Origin of the sequence: Streptomyces sp. NPDC004284, assembly GCF_042874035.1 — a bacterium.
In the GTDB taxonomy this organism is placed as follows: domain Bacteria; phylum Actinomycetota; class Actinomycetes; order Streptomycetales; family Streptomycetaceae; genus Streptomyces.
Genome location: NZ_JBIAMJ010000007.1, coordinates 242145 through 268064 on the forward strand (window position 1 = coordinate 242145; position 25920 = coordinate 268064).

The following is a 25920-nucleotide window of genomic DNA, read 5'->3' on the forward strand; positions in this document are numbered from 1 at the left end:
GCCCAGCCATGCCCCTGTCCCGTCGCGCACTGCTCACCACCACCGGTGCCGCCGCCCTGCTCTCGGCCCTGCCGACGGAGGCGCTCGCCCGCCCCCGCCCCCGCCCGGCGGAGGCGATCCGGCAGATCCCGCTCCAGGGCGCGGTCAACACCCGCGACCTCGGCGGACACCCCACCCACGACGGCGGCCGGGTCCGGCACGGCCTCGCCTACCGCAGCGACCACCTCGCCAGGCTCACCGACGCCGACCTCACCACCCTCGCCGGGCTCGGCCTCGGCACGGTGGTCGACCTGCGGATCCCGCTGGAGGTCGGGTACGACGGCGCCGACCGGCTGCCCGCGGGCCCGGTCCCGGTCGCCCGGCCCATCACCGACAACGGCCTGTTCGGGCAGCTGATGGCCGCCATCGGCTCCCGCGACCCGGTGCGCCAGGAGGAGATGCTCGGCGGCGGGCGGGCCGCCGCCTTCATGTGCGAGGTGTACCGCACCTTCGTCACCGACCCCGCGAACCGGGCCGCCTTCGCGGCCACCCTGCGGGACCTGGCCGATCCCCGCCGGGGGCCGCTGCTGCTGCACTGCACCTCCGGCAAGGACCGCACCGGCTGGACGAGCTGGCTCCTGCTCACCCTGCTCGGGGTGCCCCGGGCCTCCGCCCGCGCGGACTACCTGGCCTCCAACGCCTTCCGCGCCGCGAACGACGCACGGGTGCGGGAGGGCCTGAGGCAGGCCGGGCTCATGCAGAACCCGGAGCTGATCGTGCCGCTCCAGGAGGTGCGGGACGCGTACCTGGACACCGCCCTCGACCAGCTCCGCACCTCCTACGGGAGCCTCTTCCGTTACGTGTCGGTCGGCCTCGGCCTGGAGCTGCGCGAGCTCGCGGCGCTCCGCGAACGGCTGGTGGCCGAGGCCTGACGCCCGCGCCCGCCGCCCGCGCCGGAACCGGAGCCCCGGCCCGAACCGCCCGCACCGCGCCCGGAGCCGCCCGTGCCGCCGGAGCCCCGGCCCGAGCCCGTCGCGGCGTTGGGGGTCCGGTTTCCGGTGGGGGTGGCGGAGCCGCGGCCCGTGGACGTGCCGGGGGCGCGGCCCGAGGACGGTGCGGCCGTGCCCGTACCACCGTTTCCGGCTCCGGAACCGGCCGGACGGCGACGACGGCGGCCGCCGCCCGTGCCGGCGGCGCCGCCTCCCGCCGGCTTGCGCGGCGGGGTCGGCTGCGGGGTCTCGATGACGACGGGGACGCCCGAGGGCTCCCGGGCGCCGGTGAGCTCGACGAGCTCCTCGTCGCTGGACTTGATCTGCGCCGTACGGGGGCTGATGCCCGCGTTCGACATCAGCCGGCCCATGTCCCGCTTCTGCTCGGGCAGGACCAGCGTGAAGACGCTGCCGGACTCGCCGGCCCGGGCGGTGCGGCCGCCGCGGTGCAGATAGTCCTTGTGGTCCATCGGCGGGTCGACGTTCACGACCATGTCGAGGTCGTCGACGTGGATGCCGCGGGCCGCCACGTTCGTCGCGACGAGCGTGGTGACCTGGCCGGTCTTGAACTGGTCCAGGGTCCGGTTGCGCTGCGGCTGCGAGCGCCCGCCGTGCAGCCCGGAGGCCCGGACGCCGTTGGCGAGCAGCCGCTTGACCAGCCGGTCCACGGACCGCTTGGTGTCCATGAAGAGGATCGTCCGCCCGTCGCGGGCCGCGATCCGCAGCGTGACGGCCTTCTTGTCGGTCTCGTCCTGCACGTACAGCAGGTGGTGCTCCATCGTGGTCACCGCGCCCGCCGAGGGGTCGACGGAGTGCACGACCGGGTCGTCGAGGAACATCTTGACGAGCTTGTCGATGTTCCGGTCGAGGGTCGCGGAGAACAGCAGCCGCTGCCCGCCCGGCTCGACCTGCTTCAGCAGCTTCGTGACCTGCGGCAGGAAGCCCATGTCGGCCATCTGGTCGGCCTCGTCGAGGACGGTGACGGCGACCTGGTCCAGGCGGCAGTCGCCCCGCTCGATGAGGTCGTGGAGCCGGCCGGGCGTGGCGATGAGGACCTCGGCGCCGCGCCGCAGCGAGGACGACTGCCGGGTGATCGACATGCCGCCGACGACCGTGGTGATCCGCAGCCGCAGCCCGGAGGCGTACGGGGTGAGGGCGTCGGTCACCTGCTGGGCGAGCTCGCGGGTCGGCACCAGGACCAGCGCGAGGGGCGCGGTCGGCTCGGCGCGGCGGCCGGCGGTGCGGGCGAGGAGCGCGAGCCCGAAGGCGAGGGTCTTGCCGGAGCCGGTGCGCCCCCGGCCGAGGACGTCGCGCCCGGCGAGCGAGTTCGGCAGGGTCGCGGCCTGGATCGGGAAGGGCTCGGTGACGCCCTGCTCGGTGAGCGTCCGCAGCAGCGCGGCCGGCATGTCCAGGTCCTCGAAGGAGGCCACGGGCGGCAGCGCGGGCGTCACCGTCTCCGGCGGAGTGAACTCCTGCGGCGGCGGGGGCGCGGCGGGACGACGGCCGCCGCGGGGGCCCTTCGGCTGGGACGTGGACTTCGCCTGGGCGGTGCGGGGGCCGCGCTTGTGGGGGCGTTCGGAGCGGGTCATTCGTGCCTTCCTGCCGGTGCGCGGCACAGCCGGGGCCCGCACCTGCGCGATGCGGGCCCCGGCTGTTCTACCCGGAACACCTGATACGGGCCCCGGCTGTCTCTCCCGGGACACCCGTACGCGGGCCCCGGCTGTCTCCCCCGGGACTCGCGATACAGGTCCCGGACGTCTACCGGAACAATAGTGCGCCTCAGGACCTTCCCGCCCCGACCCCCCGCTCCCCGGACTCCCCGGACACCCCGGCACCGCGTACGGCGATCCCGTCCAGGACCATCGACAGGTACTGGCGGGCGATCTCCTCGGGGCTGTGCCGGCCGCCCGGCCGGTACCAGGAGGCGGCGACCCACACGGTGTCGCGGACGAAGCGGTACGTCAGCCGGACGTCGAGGTCGGCGCGGAAGACCCCCGCCGCCACACCGCGCTCCAGGGTCCCGAGCCAGGCCTTCTCGAACCTGCGCTGCGACTCGGTCAGATAGTCGAAGCGGGGCAGGTCGACCAGGTGGAGGGACTCCTTCTGGTAGATGGCGACGGCGGCGCGGTGCCGGTCGATCTCGCGGAAGGACTCGGTGACGAGGGCCTCGATGGTCTCGCGGGGGCCGAGCTCGGCGTCGAGGACGGCGTCGTACCCCTCCCACAGCTCGTTCAGGAAGGTGGAGAGGATCTCGTCGAGCATCGACTCCTTGGAGTCGAAGTGGTAGTAGAGGCTGCCGGCGAGCATCCCGGCGGCGTCCGCGATCTTGCGGACGGTGGTGGCGTTGTACCCCTGGGCGGCGAACACCTCGGCCGCCGTGTCGAGGAGTTCACGGCGCCGCTCGGGCCCGCCGTTCACCTGGTTTTTCTTCTTGCTTGCTGTGTTCGGCACATGCCCATTCTGGTCCCCCGCGCGGCGGCGCACCCAAGGGTCAGGCGTCCTCGCGGGGCGGGCCGTCGTCGTTGCCTCGCCGGAGCGTCCGCGTCGGGCGTCCCGGCGCCCAGCTGCGGAAGGCGATCTCCTCGCCGTCCACCCAGGTCCGTACGACCTCGGTCGGCTCCACCCGGAAGAGGTGGAAGGGCTGCGGGGCGCCCGCCTCGGCCGCGTACCGGTCCAGTCGCTCGGGGTCGGTGACCTCGACCGCCCGCCCGGAGATCCGGACGTCCCCTCCTCCCAGGTCGGTGCCGGGGCCCAGGTTGGCGAGCAGCGCGAACCGGGGGTCGCGGCGCAGGTCGAGCGCCTTGCGGGAGTTCGGCATCATGCCGAGCCAGAGCTCCCCGTCGCGGAAGTCGGCCTCGATGCCGCTGAGGCGGGGCGAGCCGTCCTTCCGCACGGTGGCGAGGGCGTGGTGGGTGTACTTCCCGAAGCGCTCCCGCACGGTCGCGGCGAACTCGGGCTCGGCGGCCTCGAAGTCCGACCAGGTGGTTCCGGTGTCTCCCATGACTTCAGGAAACACCGGATACCCGACACCTACTGTCCGGATTGCTCCGTCTCCCGGGTTCAGGAGGTCGCCGCGCGCTCCGCCGCGCTGCGCTCCACGCAGAACTCGTTGCCCTCCGGGTCCGCCATCGTCGCCCAGCCGGTGCCGTCCGGGTTCCGGCGGTCGTCGACCAATGTGGCGCCGAGGCCGAGCAGCCGCTCGACCTCCTCGTCCCGGGTGCGGTCCTGCGGCTGGAGGTCGAGGTGGACGCGGTTCTTCACCGCCTTCGCCTCGGGGACCTGGATGAAGAGGAGGTTCGCGCCGGGCGATTCGACCGTGGCCTCCGGGTCACCGGGGAAGTCGTCGTCGGCGAGCTTCGCGTCCAGGGCGGCGGCCCAGAAGCCCGCCAGGGCGTAGGCGTCGGCACAGTCGATGGTCACGTGGCGCACGAGAGAGGTCATGGCGTCATGATCGCCCGCGGCCGGGCCGGAAACCACCGGTTTCCCGGCCCCGTTCAGAGGCGGCGCCCCTCGGTCACCGCCACGAGCGCGGCGAGCGAGGAGCGGGTGCCCTGGAGGTCCTGGATCTGCTCGTCGATGGCGTCGAGCCGGGCGACGAGCAGCGGGCTGAGGCAGGGCTCGATCTCCGCCTCGCTGCCGCAGACGCAGTCGAGGACCTCGGCGATGATCCGGGTCGGCAGCCCGGCGCCGAGGAGGGCCCGGATGCGGCGCACGACGGCGGGGGCGTCGGGGCCGTACACCCGCTGCCCGCCGGAGGTGCGCTCCGAGTCGAGGAGGCCCTGCTCCTCGTAGTAGCGGAGCAGCCGGACGCTCACCCCGGTCTCGCGCGCCAGCTCACCGATCTTCATGTGACCCCCCTCACATCCGCCCGTCCGTGCTTGAACCTCACACCTGTGTGAGCTCCTACGGTCCGGACCATGACGAACAACACGAACTCCCCTACCGGCACGACGGTATTCCAGCTCGGCGGCGACCTTCCGGTCCGGCGCATCGGGTACGGCACGATGCGGCTCGCCGACGGCCCCGGCGACCCGACCGGCCCGGAGGCCCGCATCTGGACGGCCCCGGCCGACCGGGCGGCGGCGGTGGGCCTGCTGCGGACGGCCGCCGAGGCGGGCGTCACCCTCTTCGACACGGCCGACGCGTACGCCCTGGGGGCCGGCGAGGAGCTGCTCGCCGAGGCGCTGGCCCCGTACGGCGACGGGGTCGCGGTGGCCACCAAGGTCGGCGTGGTCCGCCCCTCCCCCACCGAGTGGGTGCCGCTCGGCCACCCCGCCTATCTGCGCCAGCAGGCCGAGCTGAGCCTGCGCCGGCTGCGTACGGAGCGGATCGACCTCCTCTATCTGCACCGTCTCGACGAGAACGTCCCGGTCGCCGAGCAGATGGGCGCCCTGAAGCGGCTTCAGGAGGAGGGCAAGGTCCGGCACATCGGGCTCTCGGAGGTGACCGTCGAGCAGCTCACCGAGGCCGAGGCGACGGCCCCGGTCGCGGCCGTGCAGAACCTCTACAACCTGGCGACCCGCGGCCACGAGCCGATGGTCGACCACACGGCCGGACGCGGGATCGCCTTCGTCCCCTTCTTCCCGGTCGCCATGGGCGGCCACGCGGGCCCGGACGGGCCGGTCGCCCGGGTCGCCCGGGAGCTCGGCGCGACCCCCTCGCAGACGGCCCTGGCCTGGCTCCTGCACCGGGCCCCGCACGTCCTCCCGATCCCGGGCACCTCCTCGGCGGCCCACCTCCTGGAGAACCTGGGCGCGCTCGACGTCACGCTCACCGAGGAGCAGTTCGCGCGCCTGGCCCGAGAGGTCTCATGACCGGACGACGCCCTGGGCCCGGGCCGCGGCGAGCCACGCGGGGAACTCGGAGACGAGCCTGTCGTACAGCTCCGCGTCCGGGACCCGGCTCGGGTCCTGGCCCGCGTGGAAGAAGCCGACGTTGTCGAGGGGCCGCCGCTCCGGCACGGACAGCTCGTCGAGCCTGCGCAGGAACTCGAACTGCCGGCTGCCGGGATCACCGAAGCCGATGAACTGCCAGAAGATCGGCAGCCGGGCCGCCTTGCAGACGTACCGCTCGGCGGCGAGCTTGTCGATCGGCCCTCCGTCGGTCTGGAAGACGACGAGCGCGGGCGCGGTGGAGCCGCTGTCCAGGTAGTGGTCGATGACGGCGTCCATGGCGAGGTGGTAGCTCGTCTTCCCCATGTGGCCGAGTCCGGCGACGATCCGGTCGATCCTGCCGACGTGGTCGTCGAGCCGGATGTCGGTCTCCGCGTCGATGTCGGTGGAGAAGAAGACCACCGGCACCCGCCCGTCGTCGTCGAGGTGCGCGGAGAGCCCGAGGACCCGGTCGGCGAGGGCCTGGACGGTGCCGTTGGCGTAGTAGGGCCTCATGGAGCCGGAATGGTCGATGACGAGGTAGACGGCGACCCGCTGTCCGCTGATGCCGTGCCGCACCAGTGACGCCCCGGCCTCCTTGTAGAGGCTCACCAGCGCGGGCGCGGTCTCCTCGACCTTCCGCGGGCTCAGTGCCATCTACCGCTCCCCCTCCAGCCGCTCGATGTCCGCGAGCATGGCGTCGGCCAGGTCGCGTTCCGCCGTGTAGTACCGCTCGGCCCAGGCGAGGGTGAGCCGGGGGTACGCCCAGGCCTCGTCCGCCCCCGCGTCCGCCACGTCCGCCTCGGCGCGCCGTCGCATGCCCTCGGCGTACTCCCGGTGCGCGGCCAGGATCTCCCGCATCCGCTCGGGTTCGAGGAGGTGTCCGAGCCAGAGCCGCAGCATCGGCCCGTGCTTGAGGACGGGCGGGTCGAGGGGGGCGGTGCGGGCCCAGGTCCGGACGGCGTCGAGGCCCTCGCCGGTGATCCGGTAGACGCGCTTGTCGCGGGTGCCGGCCTCGGGGGCGACGAGCCGCGAGGTGGCGTAGCCGCTGTTCTCCAGGCGCTTCAGCTCGCTGTAGATCTGGCTGAAGGACGGGCTCCAGTAGAAGAGGCCGAGGGACCGGTCGGACCACTTCTTGACGTCGTAGCCGGACAACTCCCGTCCGTGGGAGAGCAGTCCGAGCACCGCCCAGCTCGTCGCGGGAAGCCCTGGCACGCTCTCTCGGTCCACCACGGACGGCAGTCTACGGTCCTTCCCTCCTCTCCCTATGCCTGCTAGAAGTATTTCGATTAGGCATAAGGTTCGGCCTGCCCCGGGAGGAGCGTCCCGTGAAGTTCTCCATGATCTTCGAAGCACAGCTCGTCGACCCGACCCCCGACCGCGAACGCCAGATCATCCACGACTGCGTCGAACAGGCCGTCCTCGCCGAGGAGATGGGCTTCGACCGGATCTGGGCGGTCGAGCACCACTCCCTCGTCCAGTACGCCCACATGAGCGCCTCCGAGGTCTTCCTGACCTGGGTCGCCGCCCGCACCCGGACCATCCGCGTCGGCCACGGCGTGGTCACCATGCCCTTCGGCTACCAGCACCCCGTCCGGGTCGCCGAGCGCGCCGCCATGCTCGACGTGCTCTCCGGCGGCCGGGTCGACGTGGGCGCCGGCCGGGGCGCGACCCGCCAGGAGACCCGCATGTTCGGGGTGCGCCCGGAGGACACCCGTCCCCAGACCGAGGAGGCGCTGCGGATCTTCGCCGCCGCCTGGCGGGAGCCGGAGTTCGAATGGCACGGCACCCTCGACATCGGTCCCGGCGCGGTCCTCCCCCGCCCCGTACAGATCCCGCACCCCCCGCTCTTCATGGCCTGCTCCCAGCACGACTCCCTCCGCCAGGCCGCCGAACTCGGCATCGGCGCCCTGGTCATGGGCTTCGCCGGCGCCGAGGACGTCCGGGCGATGCGCGCGGTGTACGACGAGGCCCTCGCCTCCAGGGACGGCTCCCGCTTCGTCTCCACCGAGGTCAACGACCACTTCTCCGCCCTCTGCCCCACGATCGTCCTCGACGACCCCGCCCGCGCCCTCCGCCTCGGCACCCGCGGCCAGCGCTTCTTCGCCGAGTCCATCGCCCACTGGTACGCCGGCGCCCCCGCCCCCACGGGCTACGCGGAGGACGAGGACCACAGCGGGGCGCTCGACGAGCAGCGGCAGAAGCTGATCGCCCGCCTGCACGAGGCGAACATCCCGGCCCGCCCGGTCGACACGGGCACGTACAACACCGACCACGCCTACGGGGACGCGGCCACCGCGATCGCCTACGTCGAGCGGCTCCGGGAGATCGGGGTCGACGAGGTGATGTGCCTGATCCAGATGGGCACGGTCCCGCAGGAGGTCTGCCTGGAGACGATCCGGCAGTGGGGGGAGCACGTGATCCCGCGCTTCCGTTCAGAACGCGCCTGAGAACGCACCGCAGCGCCCCCCAGTCGTCCGGTCGGGGACATTCAGGGGGCGCTGCGTTCAGTTCCGTACGCCGTTGTACGGGACGTCCTCAGGGGTGATCCGGCCGGATCAGACCGTCAGGGCGCGGTCCGTCGGGCGGATCGGGGCCGGCAGGGAGCTGGCGCCGGTCAGGTAGCGGTCGACGCCGCGGGCGGCGGAGCGGCCCTCGGCGATGGCCCAGACGATGAGGGACTGGCCGCGGCCGGCGTCGCCGGCGACGAAGACGCCGTCGACGTTGGTGGCGAAGTCGGCGTCGCGGGCGATGTTGCCCCGCTCGTCGAGCTCCAGGCCGAACTGGGCGACCAGGCCGTTCTCCACGTCCGTGCCGGTGAAGCCCATCGCGAGCGTGACCAGCTGGGCGGGGATCTTGCGCTCCGTGCCCGGCTTCTGGGTCAGCTTGCCGTCGACGAACTCGACCTCGACGAGGTGGAGGAACTGGACGTTGCCGTCCTCGTCGCCCTCGAAGTGGGTGGTGGAGACGGAGTAGACCCGCTCGCCGCCCTCCTCGTGCGCGGAGGTGACCTTGTAGAGCATGGGGAAGGTCGGCCAGGGCTGGCCGGCGTTCCGCTCGTCGCCCGGCTTCGGCATGATCTCCAGCTGCGTGACCGAGGCCGCGCCCTGGCGGTGTGCCGTGCCGACGCAGTCGGCGCCGGTGTCGCCGCCGCCGATGACGACGACGTGCTTGCCCTCGGCGGTGATCGGCGGGGCCACGAAGTCGCCCTCGACGACCTTGTTGGCGAGCGGCAGGTACTCCATCGCCTGGTGGATGCCGTTCAGCTCGCGGCCCGGGACGGGCAGGTCGCGGGCGGTGGTGGCGCCGGCGGCGATGACGACCGCGTCGTACCGGTTGCGCAGCGCCGTCGCCGGCATGTCGCGGCCGATCTCGACGCCCGTGCGGAACTTGGTGCCCTCCGCGCGCATCTGCTCGATGCGGCGGTTGATGTGCCGCTTCTCCATCTTGAACTCGGGGATGCCGTAGCGGAGGAGGCCGCCGATGCGGTCGGCCCGCTCGTACACGGCGACCGTGTGGCCGGCCCGGGTCAGCTGCTGGGCGGCGGCGAGACCGGACGGGCCGGAGCCGATGACGGCGACGGTCTTGCCGGAGAGGCGGTCGGGCGCCTGCGGCTTGACGTCGTTGGCGTCCCAGGCCTTGTCGATGATGGAGACTTCGACGTTCTTGATGGTGACGGCCGGCTGGTTGATGCCGAGCACGCACGCCGACTCGCAGGGAGCCGGGCAGAGGCGGCCGGTGAACTCCGGGAAGTTGTTGGTGGCGTGCAGGCGCTCCTGCGCCGCCGACCAGTCCTCGCGGTAGGCGTAGTCGTTCCACTCGGGGATCAGGTTCCCGAGCGGGCAGCCGTTGTGGCAGAACGGGATGCCGCAGTCCATGCAGCGGCCGGCCTGCTTGCTGATGACGGGGAGCAGGGAGCCGGGGACGTAGACCTCGTTCCAGTCCCTGACGCGCTCGCCCACCGGCCGGGTCTGGGCGACTTCGCGCCCGGTGGTCAGGAAGCCCTTGGGGTCAGCCATGGGACGCAGCCTCCATCATCTTCTCGGTGGTCTCGGACTCGGAGAGACCGGCGAGCTCAGCGGCGTCCTTGGCGGCGAGCACTGCCTTGTACGTGGCGGGGATGATCTTGCTGAACCGGGCCGCGGCGGCGTCCCAGTCGGCGAGGAGCTTCTCGGCGACCGTGGAGCCGGTCTCCTCGAAGTGGCGGCGCACGACGTCGTGCAGCCAGGTCTTGTCGGTGTCCGACGGGGCCTCGATCGCGCCCAGGTTGCCGGAGTTGACGTGGTCCCGGTCGAGGTCGATGACGTAGGCGACACCGCCCGACATGCCGGCCGCGAAGTTGCGGCCGGTCTCGCCGAGGACGACCGCCGTGCCACCGGTCATGTACTCGCAGCCGTGGTCGCCCACGCCCTCCGAGACGACCAGGGCGCCGGAGTTGCGGACGCAGAAGCGCTCGCCGGTGCGGCCGCGGAGGAACAGCTCGCCGCCGGTGGCGCCGTAGCCGATCGTGTTGCCCGCGATCGTCGAGTACTCGGCCAGGTGGTCGGCGCCGCGGTCCGGGCGGACGATCACACGGCCGCCGGAGAGGCCCTTGCCGACGTAGTCGTTGGCGTCGCCCTCCAGGCGGAGGGTGACACCGGCCGGCAGGAAGGCGCCGAAGGACTGGCCGGCGGAGCCGGTGAAGGTGATGTCGATGGTGTCGGCCGGGAGGCCGGCGCCGCCGAACTTCTTCGTCACCTGGTGGCCGAGCATGGTGCCGACCGTGCGGTTGATGTTGCGGATCGCGACCTGGGCGCGGACCGGCTGGGCCTCCTCGGCGGAGGCGGCGCCCAGGGCCTCGGCGGCGAGCTCGATCAGCTCGTTGTCGAGGGCCTTCTCCAGGCCGTGGTCCTGCTCGATCCGGGCGTGGCGGACCGCGCCCTCGGGCAGCTCGGGCACGTAGAAGAGGGGCTCCAGGTCGAGGCCCTGCGCCTTCCAGTGCGTGACCGCGCGGCTGGTGTCGAGCAGCTCGGCGTGGCCGACGGCCTCTTCGAGGGTGCGGAAGCCCAGCTCGGCGAGGAGCTCGCGGACCTCCTCGGCGATGAACTCGAAGAAGTTGACGACGAACTCGGCCTTGCCGGAGAAGCGGTCGCGCAGGACCGGGTTCTGGGTGGCGATGCCGACCGGGCAGGTGTCCAGGTGGCAGACGCGCATCATGACGCAGCCGGAGACGACGAGCGGCGCGGTCGCGAAACCGAACTCCTCGGCGCCGAGCAGCGCGGCGATGACGACGTCGCGGCCGGTCTTCAGCTGGCCGTCGGTCTGGACGACGATCCGGTCGCGCAGGCCGTTGAGCAGCAGCGTCTGCTGGGTCTCGGCGAGGCCGAGCTCCCAGGGACCGCCCGCGTGCTTCAGGGAGGTCAGCGGGGAGGCGCCCGTACCGCCGTCGTGGCCGGAGATGAGGACGACGTCCGCGTGGGCCTTGGAGACACCGGCGGCGACCGTGCCGACGCCGACCTCGGAGACCAGCTTCACGTGGATGCGGGCGACCGGGTTGGCGTTCTTGAGGTCGTGGATCAGCTGCGCCAGGTCCTCGATGGAGTAGATGTCGTGGTGCGGCGGCGGCGAGATGAGGCCGACGCCCGGCGTCGAGTGACGCGTCTTGGCGACCCACGGGTAGACCTTGTGGCCGGGCAGCTGGCCGCCCTCGCCGGGCTTGGCGCCCTGGGCCATCTTGATCTGGATGTCGTCGGCGTTGACCAGGTACTCGCTGGTGACGCCGAAGCGGCCGGAGGCGACCTGCTTGATCGCGGAGCGGCGCGCCGGGTCGTACAGGCGGTCCGGGTCCTCGCCGCCCTCACCGGTGTTGGACTTGGCGCCCAGCTGGTTCATGGCGATCGCGAGCGTCTCGTGCGCCTCGCGGGAGATGGAGCCGTACGACATGGCGCCGGTGGAGAAGCGCTTGACGATCTCGGAGACCGGCTCGACCTCGTCGATGGAGATCGGGGTGCGGCCTTCGGCGGCGAAGCCGAAGAGGCCGCGGAGCGTCATGAGGCGCTCGGACTGCTCGTTCACCCGGTCCGTGTACTTCTTGAAGATGTCGTACCGCTTGGTGCGCGTGGCGTGCTGCAGGCGGAAGACGGTCTCCGGGTCGAACAGGTGCGGCTCTCCCTCGCGGCGCCACTGGTACTCGCCGCCGATCTCCAGGGCGCGGTGCGCCGAGGGGACGCCGGAGACGGGGTACGCCTTGGCGTGGCGGGCGGCGACCTCCTTGGCGACGACGTCGAGACCGGCGCCGCCGATCTTGGTGGCCGTGCCGTTGAAGTACGTGGCGACGAAGGTCTCGTCGAGGCCGACGGCCTCGAAGACCTGGGCGCCGCGGTAGGAGGCGACGGTGGAGATGCCCATCTTGGACATGACCTTGAGGACGCCCTTGCCGAGGGCGTAGATCAGGTTCCGGATGGCCTGCTCGGGCTCCAGGCCCTCGATGAAGGTGCCGGCGCGGACCAGGTCCTCGACGGACTCCATCGCCAGGTACGGGTTGACCGCCGCGGCGCCGTAGCCGATGAGCAGGGCGACGTGGTGGACCTCGCGGACGTCGCCGGCCTCGACGAGCAGACCCACCTTGGTGCGCTGCTTGGTGCGGATGAGGTGGTGGTGGACGGCCGCGGTGAGCAGCAGCGAGGGGATCGGGGCGTGCTCGGCGTCGGAGTGCCGGTCGGAGAGCACGATCAGGCGGGCGCCGCCCTCGATGGCGGTGTCGGCCTCGGCGCAGATCTCCTCGATGCGGGCGGCGAGGGCGTCGCCGCCGCCGGAGACCCGGTAGAGGCCGGAGAGGGTCGCGGCCTTCATGCCGGGCATGTCGCCGTCGGCGTTGATGTGGATGAGCTTGGCCAGCTCGTCGTTGTCGATCACCGGGAAGGGCAGGGTGACGCTGCGGCACGACGAGGCGGTGGGCTCGAGCAGGTTGCTGCCGGGGCCGAGGGAGGACCGGAGCGAGGTGACCAGCTCTTCGCGGATGGCGTCCAGCGGCGGGTTCGTGACCTGCGCGAAGAGCTGCGTGAAGTAGTCGAAGAGCAGCCGCGGGCGGGCGGACAGGGCCGCGATCGGCGAGTCCGTGCCCATGGAGCCGATCGGCTCGGCGCCGGCGCGGGCCATCGGGGCGAGGATGACGCGGAGCTCTTCCTCGGTGTAGCCGAAGGTCTGCTGGCGGCGGGTGACCGAGGCGTGGGTGTGCACGATGTGCTCGCGCTCGGGGAGGTCGGAGAGCTCGATCTCGCCGGTCTCCAGCCACTCCTGGTAGGGCTGCTCGGCGGCGAGGGCGGCCTTGATCTCGTCGTCCTCGACGATGCGGTGCTCGGCGGTGTCGACGAGGAACATCTTGCCGGGCTGGAGGCGGCCCTTGCGGACGACCTTGGCGGGGTCGATGTCGAGGACGCCGACCTCGGAGGAGAGGACGACGAGGCCCTCGTCGGTGACCCAGTAGCGGCCGGGGCGCAGACCGTTGCGGTCGAGGACCGCGCCGACCTGGACGCCGTCGGTGAAGGTGACGCAGGCCGGGCCGTCCCAGGGCTCCATCAGGGTGGAGTGGTACTGGTAGAAGGCGCGGCGGGCCGGGTCCATGGTCTCGTGGTTCTCCCACGCCTCCGGGACCATCATCAGGACCGCGTGCGGCAGGGAGCGGCCGCCGAGGTGGAGGAGCTCCAGGACCTCGTCGAAGGAGGCCGAGTCGGAGGCGTCCGGGGTGCAGATCGGGAAGATCCGCTCCAGGGAGCCCTCGCCGAAGGCGGTGGAGTCGAGCTGCGCCTCGCGGGCGGTCATCCAGTTCCGGTTGCCCTTGACGGTGTTGATCTCACCGTTGTGGGCGACGAAGCGGTACGGGTGGGCCAGCGGCCAGCTCGGGAAGGTGTTGGTGGAGAACCGGGAGTGGACCAGGGCCACGGCGGTGGCGCAGCGGCGGTCCGACAGGTCCGGGAAGAAGGGCTCCAGCTGGCCGGTGGTCAGCATGCCCTTGTAGACGATGGTGCGGGCGGAGAGCGACGGGAAGTACGTCGCGGCCTCGCGCTCGGCGCGCTTGCGCAGCACGAAGGCCTTGCGGTCGAGCGCGATGCCCGTGTGCTCGCCGTCGGCGACGAAGAGCTGGCGGAAGACCGGCATGGTGGCGCGGGCGGAGGCGCCGAGCAGCTCGGGGGCGACGGGGACCTCGCGCCAGCCGAGGACGGTGAGGCCCTCTTCGGAGGCGATCGCCTCGATCTTCGCGGCGGTCTCGTCGGTGCCGTCCTCGGGGAGGAAGGCGATGCCGACGGCGTACGCGCCGGCCTCGGGGAGGGCGAATCCGGCGACCTCGCGGAGGAAGGCGTCCGGGACCTGGAGCAGGATGCCGGCGCCGTCGCCGGAGTCGGGCTCGGAGCCGGTGGCGCCGCGGTGTTCGAGGTTGCGCAGTACGGTCAGCGCCTGCTCGACCAGCGCGTGGCTGGCTACACCGGTGAGGGTGGCCACGAACCCGACACCGCAGGCGTCGTGTTCGTTACGGGGGTCGTACATTCCCTGCGGGGCAGGGCGACCGTCCATGGGCGACCAGGCGTCGGAACGCATCGGCTCTCCCGTCGTCGTCGTGGCATATGCAGATGCCGAGGGACGACGTTGGCCCTCCGCGAAATTTCGTGCAGGTTACATGATGACCGGCTTCTCGCTAAGCGGAAAGCTCATTCCAGCATGCGGACACCGCCGATACGCAGCGGTGGTGTGGGTTCACCTGGGGGGTGCGGCGACAGAGGCTGTCCCGCGGGGGACGGATCGGGGTCCGGAGGATCTTCGGGTCTCCGGCGACCCGTCGCTGGGAGTGGGCTTCGTTGCCCGAATGGCGCTCAGGCCTCTTTCCCGTTGGTCACGGGTTCGAAACCGCCGGGTAACCGGCTACATATGTGGCGTCATGCATAGTGTCTCATCGCCACGGTGGAATGGACCAGGGATATACGTCACAGACGTTCCGTGCCCTATGTCCGGAAAAGGGGCCCCGAAATGAACGAGAGGCCCCTTTTGGGGGCCTCTCGGTCTTGTGCGGGGGTACGGAATCCGTACCGCCGAAGTACGAAATCCGTACCGGTTCCGCCGGGCTACAACGCGGCTCCGAGGAGCATGCCGAGCCCGTACGTGACGGCCGCGGCGGCACCTCCCAGGACGAGCTGGCGCATACCGCTGAAGAGCCAGCCGCGGGCGGTCACCCGGGCCACCAGGGCGCCGCAGGCGAAGAGCCCGAGGAGCGCGAGCAGCACGGCCGGCCAGAGCGCGGTCGCCCCGAGCAGGTACGGCAGGACGGGGAGGAGCGCGCCGAGCGCGAAGGAGCCGAAGGACGAGACGGCGGCGACCGTCGGCGACGGCAGGTCGTCCGGGTCGATGCCGAGCTCCTCGCGGGCGTGGATCTCCAGGGCCTGCTCGGGGTCCTTCGACAGCTGCATCGCGACCTCGCGGGCGAGCGCGGGCTCGACGCCCCGGGAGACGTAGAGCGCGGCGAGCTCCTCCATCTCGTCGACGGGGTGCTTGCGCAACTGACGGCGCTCGACGTCCAGTTCCGCCTGGACGAGCTCGCGCTGCGAGGCGACGGAGGTGTACTCGCCGGCCGCCATGGAGAAGGCGCCGGCGGCGAGGCCCGCGAGGCCGGTGATGACGACGGTCTGCGCGGAGACCTGGCCACCGGCGACACCGGTCATCAGGGCGAGGTTGGAGACGAGTCCGTCCATCGCGCCGAACACCGCCGGGCGCAGCCAACCGCCGTTCACGTCGCGGTGCGTGTGGTTGTCGCGGTGGGCCTCGTGCAGTGGCGCCTGAGCTTCGATGATGGACATGGTTCTCCCCTCTTTCCGGCGGGCCGGGATGCACCCGCCGCCCCCAACACCCTCGAAACTACGCGCGATGTAAGGGTCGCGCCAGCAAGCCAGGCCGTACTTACTAAGGCCCGCCTCACTGAGGGCACCCCTATCTGTCGAGGCGTCAGCCGGGTGACAGGGACGTTTCTTCGGCGAGTTCGCGGCTCGTGGTGGCACAGATCCAGGCAACGGGGCGCCGCTGTCGGCGCCCCACCGAGGAAGGGGCACGAGATGGTGAACAGCACGGCGTGCGACACGCGTGAACGGGCGAGAGGGGCGCTCCTCGGCCTCGCCGTCGGCGACGCGCTCGGCGCCCCCGCCGAGAACATGCGGCCCTCCGAGATCCGCCGCCGCTGGGGCCGCGTCGAGGGCTTCGTGACGGACCGTCCGGCGGGCACCGACGACACGGAGTACGCGATCTTCTCCGCCCTCCTCCTCGCCCGGCACGGCTCCGCCCTCACCGTCCACCACGTCGAACGGGCCTGGCACCGCTGGATCGCCGACCTCGACGAAGGCCCGTTCCGCGGGGCGGGGTTCTCGGAGCGCGGCACCCTGGAGAACCTCCGGCGGGGCCTCGCGGCCCCCATCTCGGCCCAGCACCGCCACGCCTGGTCGGACGGCCTCGCGATGCGCGCGGCCCCCTTCGGCGTCTTCGCGGCCGGCCGCCCGGCGGAGGCGGCCCGGCTCGTCGCCATCGACGGCAGCGTCAGCCACGACGGCGAGGGCATCTACGGCGGCCAGGCGGTCGCGGCGGGCGTGGCGGCGGCGATGACGGGAGCGACGGTCACCTCGGTGATCGCGGCCGCCCTCTCCGTCGTCCCCATGGACTCCTGGACGGCCCGCTCCCTGCGCCGCGCGGTCGTCGCCGCCCAGCGCGTCCAACCGGACCCCCTCACCCGCGAACGCCAGGTCCGCTCCGCCGTCGTCATCGGCGGCTACCCCTGGACGGACCTCGCCCCGGAAGCGGTGGGCCTCGCCTTCGGCGCCTTCGCCGCCGCCCGCGGCGACTTCCGCACCTCGGTCCTGACCGCCGTCAACATGGGCCGCGACGCCGACACCACGGCAGCGGTCGCGGGCGCCCTGGCCGGCGCGCTGGGCGGCGTCCACGCGATCCCCGCCGACTGGGCCTCGGCCATCGCCCCGGTCACCGGCAGCTGCCTCCCCTCGATGCGCGGCCACCACGTCCTGGACATCGCGGACCTCCTGACCCCGGAGGAGGCGGCATGAGCGCGGACACCTCCGCGGGCGATCGTTCCGCGGGGCGAGGGGGGTCCCCCCTGTTCGAGCGGAGCCGAGAGCTCGGGGGAGGGTGGGCACAGGCCCCGGTGCCGGGTTCCGGCCCGGCGACCGACGCCCCGCGGGACCCGGGCCCGGTGCCGGGTCCCGGCCCGGCGACCGACGCCCCGCGGGACCCGGGCCCGGTGCCGGGCGACGACCTCGCGATCGGCGCGCTCCAGGCCTCCGCCCCGGTACGGGGCGCGGAACTGCTGGACCTGACCCCGCACGGCCCCGCCCCGCACGGTCCCGCCCCGGTGCGGGGCACCGGCTCCTGGGGCGTCGCCCACGGGGCCCCGCGGCTCGACGCCCCTCGCAGGGCCGGCCGTGACGCGGTCGAGGGCCTCCTCCTCGGGCTCGCCGCGGGCGACGCGTCCGGATGGCCCGCCGCGCGACACCGCGCCGCCCGCATGCCCGAATGGACCCGCCGCCTCACCCGCGAACTCGACACCTTCGCCGAGCAGAACGCGACGACCACCCTCCCCGTCCCCATCGCCCTCAACCAGCCCCCCGAGCCCCTCCGCCTGGGCCCCTCCGACGACGCCGAGTGGGCGGTCTTCACCGCCGAGGCGATCCTCGCCGCCGACAGCGGGGTCTTCGCCGCCCTCCCCCCGGACCGCCGCCTCCGCACCACCGTCGACCTCGCCTGGAACGCCCTCGCCGGGCAGGTCGCGGCCGCCGCCGAACGCGCCCCCGAGGTCGAGTCGGCCGTACTGCCCCTCCGCGCCCGGATCTCGGTCCGCGCGGGCCTCGGCAATCTCGCCACCGGCCTGCGCCCGCCCGCGACGGGCCACGACAACCCGCACTTCTTCGACGACGCGGCCTGCGTCCGGGCCGCCGTCCTCGCCGTCGTCCACCCCGGCGATCCCCGCGCGGCCGCCGAACTCGCCGAGTTCGACGCCCGGTACACCCAGGACGGCGACGGCGTGCACGGCGCCCGCGCGACGGCGGCGGCCGTCGCCGCGGCCCTCGGCGGGGCGACGGTCGACGAGGCCGTCGAGGCGGCGCTCGCCGAACTCCCGCCCGTCACCGAGATCGGCCGCAACGCCCGGCACGCCGTGCAGCTCGCCCGGGCCGCCGATTCGGCCTTCGAGCTGGTCCCGCTCCTGGAGCACCAGATCGTGGACCACGTCTACAGCTACGGCATCGCCGCCGCCGAGACCGTCCCGGTCGCCCTGGCCCTCGCCACCGCCGCCCGGGGCGAGATGACGGCCGCGGTGCCGGCCGCCGCCTGCCTCTCCCGGGTCGCCGACTCGGCCCCGGCGCTGGCGGGCGCGCTCACCGGCGCGCTGGGCGGCGGCCGTTCGGTCCCGGCGAGCTGGCGCGAGGCGTGCAGGACGCTCGCGGGCTGCGCGCTGCCCCGGCTCGCGGGGACGGACCTGGTGGAACTCGCCGGGCTGCTCGGAGCCACGGAACCGGCCACCCCAGGTGGACAATTCCGACATGACACCCACATTGGATGACCGGATCACCGGAAGTCTCCTCGGGGCCGCCGTCGGCGACGCGCTCGGCGGCCCCGTCGAGGGCTACACCCCCGAGCAGATCGTGGAACGCCACGGCGGCCGCGTCACCGGGATCGTCGGCCCCTGGAACGGCGGCGACTGGCGCACCGCCCGCCCCATCGCGCCGTACCACAAGGGCGACGGGCACGTCACCGACGACACCTTGATGACCCACGCCCTGATCCGGGTGTACGAGAAGGTCCGCGGCCACCTCGACGCGTACGCGGTCGCGGACCACCTCGTCCCCGAACTCATCGGCTCCCCCGTCTGGATCCCGGAGCTGGAGGCCGAGGCGCTCCCCCTCCAGCGGATCTTCCTCGCCGAGAAGTGGATCGTGACCCGGCTCCACTACGGCCACGTGGACCCCCGCGAGGCCGGCAACGGCAACGTCGTCAACTGCGGGGCGGCGATGTACGTGGCGCCGGTCGGCCTGGTCAACGCCGCCCATCCGGCGGCCGCCTACGCCGAGGCGGTCGACCTGACGGGCGCGCACCAGTCCTCGTACGGCCGGGAGGCGGCGGGGGTCTTCGCGGCGGCGGTCGCGGCGGCCTGCGCGCCGGGCGCGACACCGGCGTCGGTGGTGGAGGCGGCCCTGTCCCTGGCGAAGGACGGCACGCACGCGGCGATCGAGGCGGTCGCCGAAGTGGCCTCCCGGCACACGGACTTCGAGTCCGCCCTCGGCCCCCTCCGCCGGGCGGTGGCCCCCTTCGACACGGTCGGCCCCGACTACCGCGCCCCCTCCCTCGGCGCCCGCCGCCCCTCCCGCCTGCACGCGATCGAGGAACTCCCGATCGCCCTCGGCATGCTCCTGGTCGGCGGCGGCGACTACCGTCGTACGGTCCTGGGCGCGGTCAACTACGGCCGCGACTGCGACTCGATCGCCACGATGGCGGGCGCGATCGTGGGCGCGCTGCACGGCGAGGCCGCCGTCCCGTCCGCGTGGGCGAAGCAGGTGGCGGAGGCGAGCCGTCTGGACCTCCACGCCCCGGCGAGAGCGCTGACGGCGGTGGCCCGCGAGGTCTTCGCCGCGGACACCGCCGCCCGCCGGTCCCACGAATCGGCCTTCGCGACCCTGACGAGCGCGGACCGATGACCCTCCGCCTGACCTGGGTCCAGCCGGAGGACCTGGTGGGCCACGAACTCCGCCAGGCGTCGGAGGACGGCCGCGACGCCGACGCCCTGGCGGCCCGCTGGACGGCGGCGGGCGGCCCCCCGGCCCCGGAATCGGCCGGCGCCTCGCCCCTCCCCCACCCGCACCTCCGCCCCTTGGCGGAACGGCTGCTGGACGCCCTGGCGGCCCTCCCCGCCCCCCTGTCGGCCCGGGAGCCGACCGCCCTCCCCGAGATCCAGGCTTCGACGACCCCCCGCACCACCCCTCCCCCGCGCTCCGACGGGGCCGGGGGCACCGCCCTCCGGGACCGCCTGCACGCAGCCTGGCTCGGCCGGGCCGCGGGCTGTCTGCTCGGCAAGCCCGTCGAGAAGCTCCCCCTCCCCGCCGTCCGCGCCCTCGCCCGCGCCGCCGGCAACTGGCCCCTCACCACCTGGTTCACCGCCCGCGGCGTCCCGCCGGAGCTGCTCGCCGCGCATCCGTGGAACCGCCGCTCCGCCGCCACCTCGCTCGCCGAGAACATCGACGGCATGCCCGAGGACGACGACCTCAACTACCCCCTCCTCAACCTGCTGCTCCTCCAGCGGTACGGCCGCGACTTCACCACCGCCGACGTCGCCCGCCTCTGGCTCGACGAACTCCCCGCCGGCCGCACCTTCACGGCCGAGCGCGTCGCCTACCGCAACCTCCTCGACGGCGTCGAACCCCCGCTGACCGCCGTCCGCCGCAACCCCTTCCGCGAGTGGATCGGCGCCCAGATCCGCGCCGACGTGCACGGCTGGACCCACCCGGGCGACCCGGTGGCCGCCGCCGCGCAGGCGCACCGGGACGCGGTGCTCACGCACACCGCCAACGGCGTCTACGGCGCCATGTTCGTCGCCGCCGCCCTCGCCACCGCCGCGACCGGGACGGCGGACGTCCACCAGTCCCTCGCCGCCGGTCTCGGCGTCGTCCCGCCGCGCTCGCGGCTCGCCCGAGCCGTCCGCCTCGGGATCGGGGCCGCCCGCACCACCGCCGACTTCGACACCGTCGTCGACCGCCTGCACGCCGAACTCGGCGGGTACCACTGGGTGCATGCCGTCCCCAACGCCGCCCTGCTCGCCGCCGCCCTCACCCACGCCGACGGCGACTTCTCGCGCTCGATCTGCGCGGCGGTGTCGGGCGGCTGGGACACCGACTCCAACGGCGCCACCGCCGGTTCGCTCGCCGGGCTGCTCGCCGGGCACCCGGACCGGCTGCCGGAGCGCTGGACCTCCCCCCTCAAGAACCGCCTCGCGACCTCGGTGCCGTCCTTCGACGGCATCGGCTTCGACACCCTGGCCGAACTGACACACCTGGAGGCAGTACGCCCATGACCAGCATCGTCGTGCTCGGCAGCACGAACATGGATCTCGTCGTCTACGTGCCGCGGGCCCCCGCCCTCGGCGAGACGGTCACCGGCCGCTCCTTCCGTACGATCCCCGGCGGCAAGGGCGCCAACCAGGCCGTCGCCGCCGCCCGCGCGGGCGGCGAGGTCGCGATGATCGGCGCGGTCGGCGCGGACGGCTTCGGGGCACAGCTGCGCGCCACCCTGGAGCACTGCGCGGTCGACATCGATCTGCTCCGCACCGCCGAGGGCCCCTCCGGCACCGCCCATGTCGTCGTCGACGACGAGGGCGGCAACGCGATCGTCGTCGTCCCCGGCGCCAACGGCACCGTCACCTCCCTCACCCACGGCGACGAGGCCCTCATCGGCACCGCCGACGCCCTGCTCCTCCAGCTCGAACTCCCCCTCTCCGTCGTCGTCGAGGGCGCCGTCACCGCCCGCCGCCTCGGCGTCCGCACGATCCTCACCCCCGCTCCCGCGCAGCCCCTGCCGCCGGAACTCCTCGCGGCCACCGACCTGTTGGTGCCCAACGAGCACGAGGCCGCCGCGCTCACCGGCCTCACCGACCCCCGCGAGGCCGCGCGGGCCCTGCTGCGGGACGTCCCCGAGGTGGTCGTCACCCTGGGCGCGGCCGGCAGCCTGTACGCCACCCGCGGCGCCGAACCGCTCGCCGTGCCCGCGCCCCGGGTCCGGGCCGTCGACACCACGGGGGCCGGCGACACCTTCGTCGGCGCGCTCGCGGTCGCCCTCGGCGAGGGCCGTCCCGCCCCGGAGGCCCTCGCCTGGGCGCAGACGGCCGCGGCGCTCTCCGTCCGGCGCGAGGGCGCGTCGACCTCGATGCCGTACCGCGTCGAGATCGAGGCCGCGTTCCTCTCCCCCGACGCCCTGGAGGCCGACGCCGTATGACCACCCCCACCCCGGCGCCCCTCCACGGGCTGCGCGTGCTGGATCTCGCGACCCTCTTCGCCGGCCCGCTCGCGGCCATGATGCTGGGCGACTTCGGCGCCGACGTCGTCAAGGTCGAGCATCCCCGCAAGCCGGACCCGTCCCGCGGCCACGGCCCCGCCAAGGACGGCGTCGGCCTGTGGTGGAAGGTCCTCGGCCGGAACAAGCGGACGATCACCCTCGACCTGTCCTCGCCGGGCGGCCGCGACACGCTGCTCGCGCTCGCCGCCGACGCGGACGTCATCGTGGAGAACTTCCGCCCCGGCACCCTGGAACGCTGGGGTCTGGGCTGGGAGGAGCTGTCCGCCGTCAACCCGGGTCTGGTCCTGACCCGGGTCACCGGCTTCGGCCAGTTCGGCCCGTACGCCCACCGCCCCGGCTTCGGCACGCTCGCCGAGGCGATGAGCGGCTTCGCCGCGATCACCGGCGAGCCGGACGGCCCCCCGACCCTTCCTCCCTTCGGCCTCGCCGACTCGATCGCCGCCCTGGCCACCGCGTACGCCGTGATGACCGCGCTCACCGCCAGGACGGCGACCGGCCGCGGCCAGGTCGTCGACATGGCGATCATCGAACCGATGCTCTCCGTCATCGGACCCCACCCCCTCTGGTACGACCAGCTCGGTTACGTCCAGCCCCGGACCGGCAACCGCTCCCGCAACAACGCCCCGCGCAACACCTACCGGACCGCCGACGGCTCCTGGGTCGCCGTCTCCACCTCCGCCCAGTCGATCGCCGAGCGGGTGCTGCGGCTCGTCGGCCGCCCGGAGCTGATCGACGAGCCGTGGTTCGCCGACGGCACGGGCCGGGCCGAGCACGCGGACGTCCTGGACGAGGCGGTCGGCTCGTGGATCGCCCGCCACACCCGTGACGAGGCGATGGCGGCCTTCGAGAAGGCGGAGGCCGCCATCGCCCCCGTCTACGACATCCGGGACGTCGTCGCCGACCCCCAGTACCAGGCGCTCCGCACCGTGACCGAGGTGCAGGACCCCGAACTCGGCCCGATCAAGATGCAGAACGTCCTCTTCCGCCTCTCCGAGACCCCCGGCGCCATCCGCTGGTCCGGCCGCCCGCACGGCGCCGACACCACCGCCGTCCTCTCCGAGCTCGGCCTCACCCCCGCCGAGATCGACGCCCTCCGCGAGCAAGGAGCGGTATGAGCCCCCTCAGCGGTCCCACCGGCTCGGCCGTCGGGCGGACCGGAGACGCCACCGCGCACCCCGTCGCCCCCCTCACCTGGCTGTACGCCCCCGGCGACCGCCCCGAGGTGGTGCGCAAGGCGCTGGCCTCGGGCGCCGACGTCGTGATCGTCGATCTGGAGGACGCGGTCGCCCCGCACCGCAAGCCGTACGCCCTCGACGCCACGGCCGAGCTCCTCTCGGACGTCCACCCCGTCCCGGTGCACGTCCGCATCCACACCCCGCGCGACATCCCCACCCTGGCCCCCCTCCCCGGCCTCTGCGGTCTCCGTGTACCCAAGGTGACACACGCCACTGACATCCACCGGATCGCCGGGCTCGCCCCGGGCCTCGCGCTCTATCCGCTCCTGGAGAGCGCCCTCGCCGTCGAGCACGCCTACGCCATCGCCTCCGCCCATCCCGCGGTCCGCGGCATCGCCCTCGGCGAGGCCGACCTCCGCGCGGACCTGGGGGTACGGCAGGACACCGGCCTCGACTGGCCGCGCGGACGGGTGGTGGTCGCGGCCCGCGCGGCCGCCCTCCCCCCGCCGGCCCAGTCCGTCCATCCGGACATCCGCGACCTGGACGCGCTGGCCGCCGGCTGCTCCCGGGGCCGGGCCATGGGCTTCTTCGGCCGGGCTGCCATCCACCCCCGTCAGCTCCCGGTCATCGAGCGCGCCTATCTGCCCACCCCGGCGGAGGTCGACGCGGCCCGTGAGGTCGTCGCGGCGGCCGCGACCGAGCGGGGCGCGCTCGCCCTCCCGGACGGCCGTTTCGTCGACGCGGCGGTGGTGGAGGGCGCCCACCGGGTCCTCGCCCTCGCGGCCCGCGCGGGCTGAGACACGGCGAAGGGCCGCCGGGCTTCTGCGGCCCGGCGGCCCTTCGACTGGGAACGATCAGCTTGTGGCGGTCGAGCCGGCACCGTTCTCGGCCTTCTCGGCCTTCTCCGGCTTCTCGGAGTCCGAAGGGTCGGAGGAGTCCGAGGGCTCCGGTGCGGCGTCCGAGGAGTCGGGGTCGGCGTCCTTCGGCTCGGCGTCACCGGCCTTGTCGGCCTCGGCACCCTCGACGGCGTCCGTCTTCTCGGCGGCCCTCTCCGCGGCCCTCGGCTCGATGATCTCCTCGCGGCCCGGACGCACCCGCGCCGAGATCACGAAGTAGAGCACCGCGAGCAGGCCGACGATGATCGCGGTCCACACGTTGAGCCGCAGTCCGAGGATGTGGTGCGCCTCGTCGACGCGCAGGGCCTCCGTCCACACGCGGCCGGAGCAGTACGCGGCGACGTACAGCGCGAAGGCGCGGCCGTGGCCGAGCTTGAAGCGGCGGTCGGCCCAGATGACCAGGAAGCCGACGGCGACGTTCCACAGCGACTCGTACAGGAAGGTCGGGTGGTACAGGCCCGCCTCGCGGTTGGGTCCCTCGGTGATCTTCAGCGCCCACGGCACGTCGGTCGGCTTGCCGTAGAGCTCCTGGTTGAACCAGTTGCCCCAGCGGCCGATGGCCTGGGCGAAGGCGATGCCGGGCGCGATGACGTCCGCGTACACGGGCAGGGAGATCCCGCACCGGCGGCAGCCGATCCAGGCGCCCACCGCGCCGAGCGCGATGGCGCCCCAGATGCCGAGGCCGCCCTCCCAGATCTTGAAGGCGTCGACCCAGTTCTCACCCTCGCTGAAGTACAGCTGGTAGTCGGTGATCACGTGGTAGAGGCGTCCGCCGACGAGGCCGAAGGGCACCGCCCAGACGGCGATGTCGGCCACGGTGCCGGCGGTGCCGCCCCGGGCGATCCAGCGCTTGTTGCCGAGCCAGACGGCGACGAAGACACCGATGATGATGCAGAAGGCATAGCCGCGCAGCGGGATCGGTCCGAGGTGGATCACGCCGGTCGACGGGCTGGGAATGTAGGCAAGGTCCATGGCAGAACCGACGCTACCCTGCCGGACGGGCGAAGCGGCAGCCCGCCCGGCAACTTATGGGTAACCAATCCTCTGATCAGGCCGATGACCGGGCCGCCGGCTAGCCCGCCGACGGGGACGCCGTGCCCGCCTTCTTGCCCTTGTTGGCCTCGGCGACCCACTTCTTCAGGTTCTCCGGGGAGATCTGTTCGTTCCCCTTGGTCGGGAAGATCGATTCTCCGTTGAGGAGGACGGACGGGGTGCCGCGGAAGCCGCCGTTCTGGAAGGCCTCGTTCGACTTCTTCACCCAGCCGTCGTGCGTGCCGTCGTTCACACAGCTGCGGAAGGCGGGCGTGTCGAGCCCCGGCACCTTCGCCGCCAGCTCGATCAGCTTGTCGTTCTTCCCGTAGGCGTCGTCCGTCTCCGGCGGCTGGTTGATGTAGAGCGTGTCGTGGTACGCGGTGAACTTCCCCGCGTCCTGGGCGCACGCCGCCGCGTTCGCCGCGCGCAGGGAGCCGCTGCCGCCCATGTTCCCGTCGATGAGGGTGGCGAGGTGGTAGTCGACCTTGAGCGCGCCGGAGGCCTGCAGCTCGTGGATCGAGTCCCGCATGACGTTCTCGAACTGGGCGCAGGCCGGGCAGCGGAAGTCCTCCCAGACCGCGAGCGTCGACGGGGCGTCCGCCTTGCCCGTGGGGATGGCGGGCTTGGCGTCCTCGTCGGTCGCTCCGGTCGGCGCGACCACGGGGCCCGCCTTGTCGGAACCGCTGTTCTTGTCACCGCCGGCGGCGATCACGCCGACGACCGCGGCCAGGCCGAGGACGCCGACCACCGCCGCCGACACGATCAGGACGCGCCGCTGCTTCTCGCGGGCCTTGTCGCGCTCGCGCTGCTGCTGGAGGCGCTCCCGCGCGCTCCGGTTACCGTCACCACTGTTCTTCTCGCTCACGCCCCAGGCAACGAACCGGGGAGGCACATC

The 25920-nt window shown here is 73.3% G+C and carries 21 protein-coding genes and 1 pseudogene; 10 read left to right on the forward strand and 12 right to left on the reverse strand.

Annotated features, from left to right (window positions below):
• Positions 1-8: 8 nt before the first annotated feature.
• Positions 9-911: a tyrosine-protein phosphatase gene (locus tag ACFYUS_RS20380; RefSeq protein ID WP_388853620.1), complete on the forward strand. Its 903-nt coding sequence runs from the start codon at positions 9-11 to the stop codon at positions 909-911.
• On the opposite strand, the gene ACFYUS_RS20385 is transcribed toward ACFYUS_RS20380, so the two are convergent.
• From ACFYUS_RS20385 to ACFYUS_RS20405, 5 genes and pseudogenes are all read right to left on the reverse strand, one after another.
• Complete coding sequence (locus ACFYUS_RS20385) at positions 836-2557, reverse strand: DEAD/DEAH box helicase (RefSeq protein ID WP_388853623.1); 1722 nt, start codon at positions 2555-2557, stop codon at positions 836-838. The two genes, ACFYUS_RS20380 and ACFYUS_RS20385, sit on opposite strands and share 76 nt — an antisense overlap.
• A 190-nt stretch (positions 2558-2747) precedes the next feature.
• The gene (locus ACFYUS_RS20390; RefSeq protein WP_388853626.1) at positions 2748-3419 is read right to left on the reverse strand and encodes a TetR/AcrR family transcriptional regulator; all 672 of its coding nucleotides are present in this window, start codon (positions 3417-3419) and stop codon (positions 2748-2750) included.
• A gap of 40 nt (positions 3420-3459) precedes the next feature.
• Positions 3460-3969 (reverse strand): pyridoxamine 5'-phosphate oxidase family protein, encoded by a 510-nt coding sequence (locus tag ACFYUS_RS20395; RefSeq protein ID WP_388853629.1) that lies wholly within the window; start codon positions 3967-3969, stop codon positions 3460-3462.
• Between the two features lie 68 nt (positions 3970-4037).
• Positions 4038-4409, reverse strand: a pseudogene (locus ACFYUS_RS20400) (VOC family protein); the annotation flags it as partial.
• A 53-nt stretch (positions 4410-4462) separates the two neighbouring features.
• Positions 4463-4816, reverse strand: coding sequence for a MerR family transcriptional regulator (locus ACFYUS_RS20405; protein WP_388853632.1), 354 nt, complete (start codon positions 4814-4816; stop codon positions 4463-4465).
• Between the two features lie 69 nt (positions 4817-4885).
• Between ACFYUS_RS20405 and ACFYUS_RS20410 the strand changes: the two genes are divergently transcribed.
• On the forward strand, positions 4886-5782 hold the full coding sequence (locus ACFYUS_RS20410) for an aldo/keto reductase (protein WP_388853635.1): 897 nt from the start codon (positions 4886-4888) through the stop codon (positions 5780-5782).
• Here the strand turns inward: ACFYUS_RS20410 and ACFYUS_RS20415 are convergent.
• Positions 5777-6496 (reverse strand): vWA domain-containing protein, encoded by a 720-nt coding sequence (locus tag ACFYUS_RS20415; RefSeq protein ID WP_388853638.1) that lies wholly within the window; start codon positions 6494-6496, stop codon positions 5777-5779. The genes ACFYUS_RS20410 and ACFYUS_RS20415 overlap by 6 nt on opposite strands.
• Positions 6497-7072, reverse strand: coding sequence for a PadR family transcriptional regulator (locus tag ACFYUS_RS20420; protein WP_388853641.1), 576 nt, complete (start codon positions 7070-7072; stop codon positions 6497-6499).
• A 95-nt stretch (positions 7073-7167) separates the two neighbouring features.
• Between ACFYUS_RS20420 and ACFYUS_RS20425 the strand changes: the two genes are divergently transcribed.
• A complete protein-coding gene (locus ACFYUS_RS20425) occupies positions 7168-8289 on the forward strand; it encodes an LLM class flavin-dependent oxidoreductase (protein ID WP_388853644.1) in 1122 nt (373 codons plus the stop codon).
• 108 nt (positions 8290-8397) lie between these two features.
• On the opposite strand, the gene ACFYUS_RS20430 is transcribed toward ACFYUS_RS20425, so the two are convergent.
• The 3 genes from ACFYUS_RS20430 to ACFYUS_RS20440 form a co-directional block, all read right to left on the reverse strand.
• Complete coding sequence (locus tag ACFYUS_RS20430) at positions 8398-9858, reverse strand: glutamate synthase subunit beta (RefSeq protein WP_388853647.1); 1461 nt, start codon at positions 9856-9858, stop codon at positions 8398-8400.
• Positions 9851-14413 (reverse strand): glutamate synthase large subunit, encoded by a 4563-nt coding sequence (gene gltB, locus ACFYUS_RS20435; RefSeq protein WP_388853650.1) that lies wholly within the window; start codon positions 14411-14413, stop codon positions 9851-9853. Before gltB ends, ACFYUS_RS20430 begins: the two co-directional genes overlap by 8 nt.
• A 521-nt stretch (positions 14414-14934) precedes the next feature.
• On the reverse strand, positions 14935-15663 hold the full coding sequence (locus tag ACFYUS_RS20440; RefSeq protein ID WP_388853653.1) for a VIT1/CCC1 transporter family protein: 729 nt from the start codon (positions 15661-15663) through the stop codon (positions 14935-14937).
• A gap of 252 nt (positions 15664-15915) precedes the next feature.
• Here ACFYUS_RS20440 and ACFYUS_RS20445 point away from each other — a divergent pair, with 252 nt between their 5' ends.
• From ACFYUS_RS20445 to ACFYUS_RS20475, 7 genes are all read left to right on the forward strand, one after another.
• The gene (locus ACFYUS_RS20445) at positions 15916-16911 is read left to right on the forward strand and encodes an ADP-ribosylglycohydrolase family protein (RefSeq protein WP_388853656.1); all 996 of its coding nucleotides are present in this window, start codon (positions 15916-15918) and stop codon (positions 16909-16911) included.
• Positions 16912-17057: 146 nt separating this feature from the next.
• Complete coding sequence (locus ACFYUS_RS20450) at positions 17058-18422, forward strand: ADP-ribosylglycohydrolase family protein (RefSeq protein ID WP_388853659.1); 1365 nt, start codon at positions 17058-17060, stop codon at positions 18420-18422.
• Positions 18403-19554 carry an ADP-ribosylglycohydrolase family protein gene (locus tag ACFYUS_RS20455; protein ID WP_388853662.1) on the forward strand — a complete coding sequence of 384 codons (1152 nt, stop codon included), beginning with the start codon at positions 18403-18405 and terminating at the stop codon, positions 19552-19554. Before ACFYUS_RS20450 ends, ACFYUS_RS20455 begins: the two co-directional genes overlap by 20 nt.
• Positions 19551-20924, forward strand: a complete 1374-nt coding sequence (locus tag ACFYUS_RS20460; RefSeq protein ID WP_388853665.1) for an ADP-ribosylglycohydrolase family protein — start codon at positions 19551-19553, stop codon at positions 20922-20924. Before ACFYUS_RS20455 ends, ACFYUS_RS20460 begins: the two co-directional genes overlap by 4 nt.
• Positions 20921-21841, forward strand: a complete 921-nt coding sequence (rbsK, locus tag ACFYUS_RS20465) for a ribokinase (protein WP_388853668.1) — start codon at positions 20921-20923, stop codon at positions 21839-21841. Before ACFYUS_RS20460 ends, rbsK begins: the two co-directional genes overlap by 4 nt.
• Positions 21838-23037 carry a CaiB/BaiF CoA transferase family protein gene (locus tag ACFYUS_RS20470; protein ID WP_388853671.1) on the forward strand — a complete coding sequence of 400 codons (1200 nt, stop codon included), beginning with the start codon at positions 21838-21840 and terminating at the stop codon, positions 23035-23037. Before rbsK ends, ACFYUS_RS20470 begins: the two co-directional genes overlap by 4 nt.
• Positions 23034-23894 carry an HpcH/HpaI aldolase/citrate lyase family protein gene (locus ACFYUS_RS20475; RefSeq protein WP_388853674.1) on the forward strand — a complete coding sequence of 287 codons (861 nt, stop codon included), beginning with the start codon at positions 23034-23036 and terminating at the stop codon, positions 23892-23894. The genes ACFYUS_RS20470 and ACFYUS_RS20475 overlap by 4 nt, the downstream gene beginning before the upstream one ends.
• Before the next feature lie 57 nt (positions 23895-23951).
• Here ACFYUS_RS20475 and lgt read toward each other — a convergent pair whose 3' ends face one another.
• Together lgt and ACFYUS_RS20485 are read right to left on the reverse strand one after the other, a co-directional pair.
• A complete protein-coding gene (gene lgt / locus ACFYUS_RS20480) occupies positions 23952-24965 on the reverse strand; it encodes a prolipoprotein diacylglyceryl transferase (RefSeq protein WP_388853677.1) in 1014 nt (337 codons plus the stop codon).
• 100 nt (positions 24966-25065) lie between these two features.
• Positions 25066-25890, reverse strand: a complete 825-nt coding sequence (locus tag ACFYUS_RS20485; protein ID WP_388853680.1) for a DsbA family protein — start codon at positions 25888-25890, stop codon at positions 25066-25068.
• Positions 25891-25920: the final 30 nt, after the last annotated feature.

Bases quoted from the DNA above. Each gene is read 5' to 3' on its own strand.
- gltB (WP_388853650.1), bottom strand. From the start codon at position 14,413: ATGCGTTCCGACGCCTGGTCGCCCATGGACGGTCGCCCTGCCCCGCAG.
- ACFYUS_RS20410 (WP_388853635.1), top strand. From the start codon at position 4,886: ATGACGAACAACACGAACTCCCCTACCGGCACGACGGTATTCCAGCTC.
- ACFYUS_RS20415 (WP_388853638.1), bottom strand. From the start codon at position 6,496: ATGGCACTGAGCCCGCGGAAGGTCGAGGAGACCGCGCCCGCGCTGGTG.
- ACFYUS_RS20440 (WP_388853653.1), bottom strand. From the start codon at position 15,663: ATGTCCATCATCGAAGCTCAGGCGCCACTGCACGAGGCCCACCGCGAC.
- ACFYUS_RS20460 (WP_388853665.1), top strand. From the start codon at position 19,551: ATGACCCTCCGCCTGACCTGGGTCCAGCCGGAGGACCTGGTGGGCCAC.
- rbsK (WP_388853668.1), top strand. From the start codon at position 20,921: ATGACCAGCATCGTCGTGCTCGGCAGCACGAACATGGATCTCGTCGTC.
- ACFYUS_RS20430 (WP_388853647.1), bottom strand. From the start codon at position 9,858: ATGGCTGACCCCAAGGGCTTCCTGACCACCGGGCGCGAAGTCGCCCAG.
- ACFYUS_RS20475 (WP_388853674.1), top strand. From the start codon at position 23,034: ATGAGCCCCCTCAGCGGTCCCACCGGCTCGGCCGTCGGGCGGACCGGA.
- ACFYUS_RS20455 (WP_388853662.1), top strand. From the start codon at position 18,403: ATGACACCCACATTGGATGACCGGATCACCGGAAGTCTCCTCGGGGCC.
- ACFYUS_RS20405 (WP_388853632.1), bottom strand. From the start codon at position 4,816: ATGAAGATCGGTGAGCTGGCGCGCGAGACCGGGGTGAGCGTCCGGCTG.
- lgt (WP_388853677.1), bottom strand. From the start codon at position 24,965: ATGGACCTTGCCTACATTCCCAGCCCGTCGACCGGCGTGATCCACCTC.
- ACFYUS_RS20395 (WP_388853629.1), bottom strand. From the start codon at position 3,969: ATGGGAGACACCGGAACCACCTGGTCGGACTTCGAGGCCGCCGAGCCC.
- ACFYUS_RS20445 (WP_388853656.1), top strand. From the start codon at position 15,916: ATGGTGAACAGCACGGCGTGCGACACGCGTGAACGGGCGAGAGGGGCG.
- ACFYUS_RS20380 (WP_388853620.1), top strand. From the start codon at position 9: ATGCCCCTGTCCCGTCGCGCACTGCTCACCACCACCGGTGCCGCCGCC.
- ACFYUS_RS20470 (WP_388853671.1), top strand. From the start codon at position 21,838: ATGACCACCCCCACCCCGGCGCCCCTCCACGGGCTGCGCGTGCTGGAT.
- ACFYUS_RS20385 (WP_388853623.1), bottom strand. From the start codon at position 2,557: ATGACCCGCTCCGAACGCCCCCACAAGCGCGGCCCCCGCACCGCCCAG.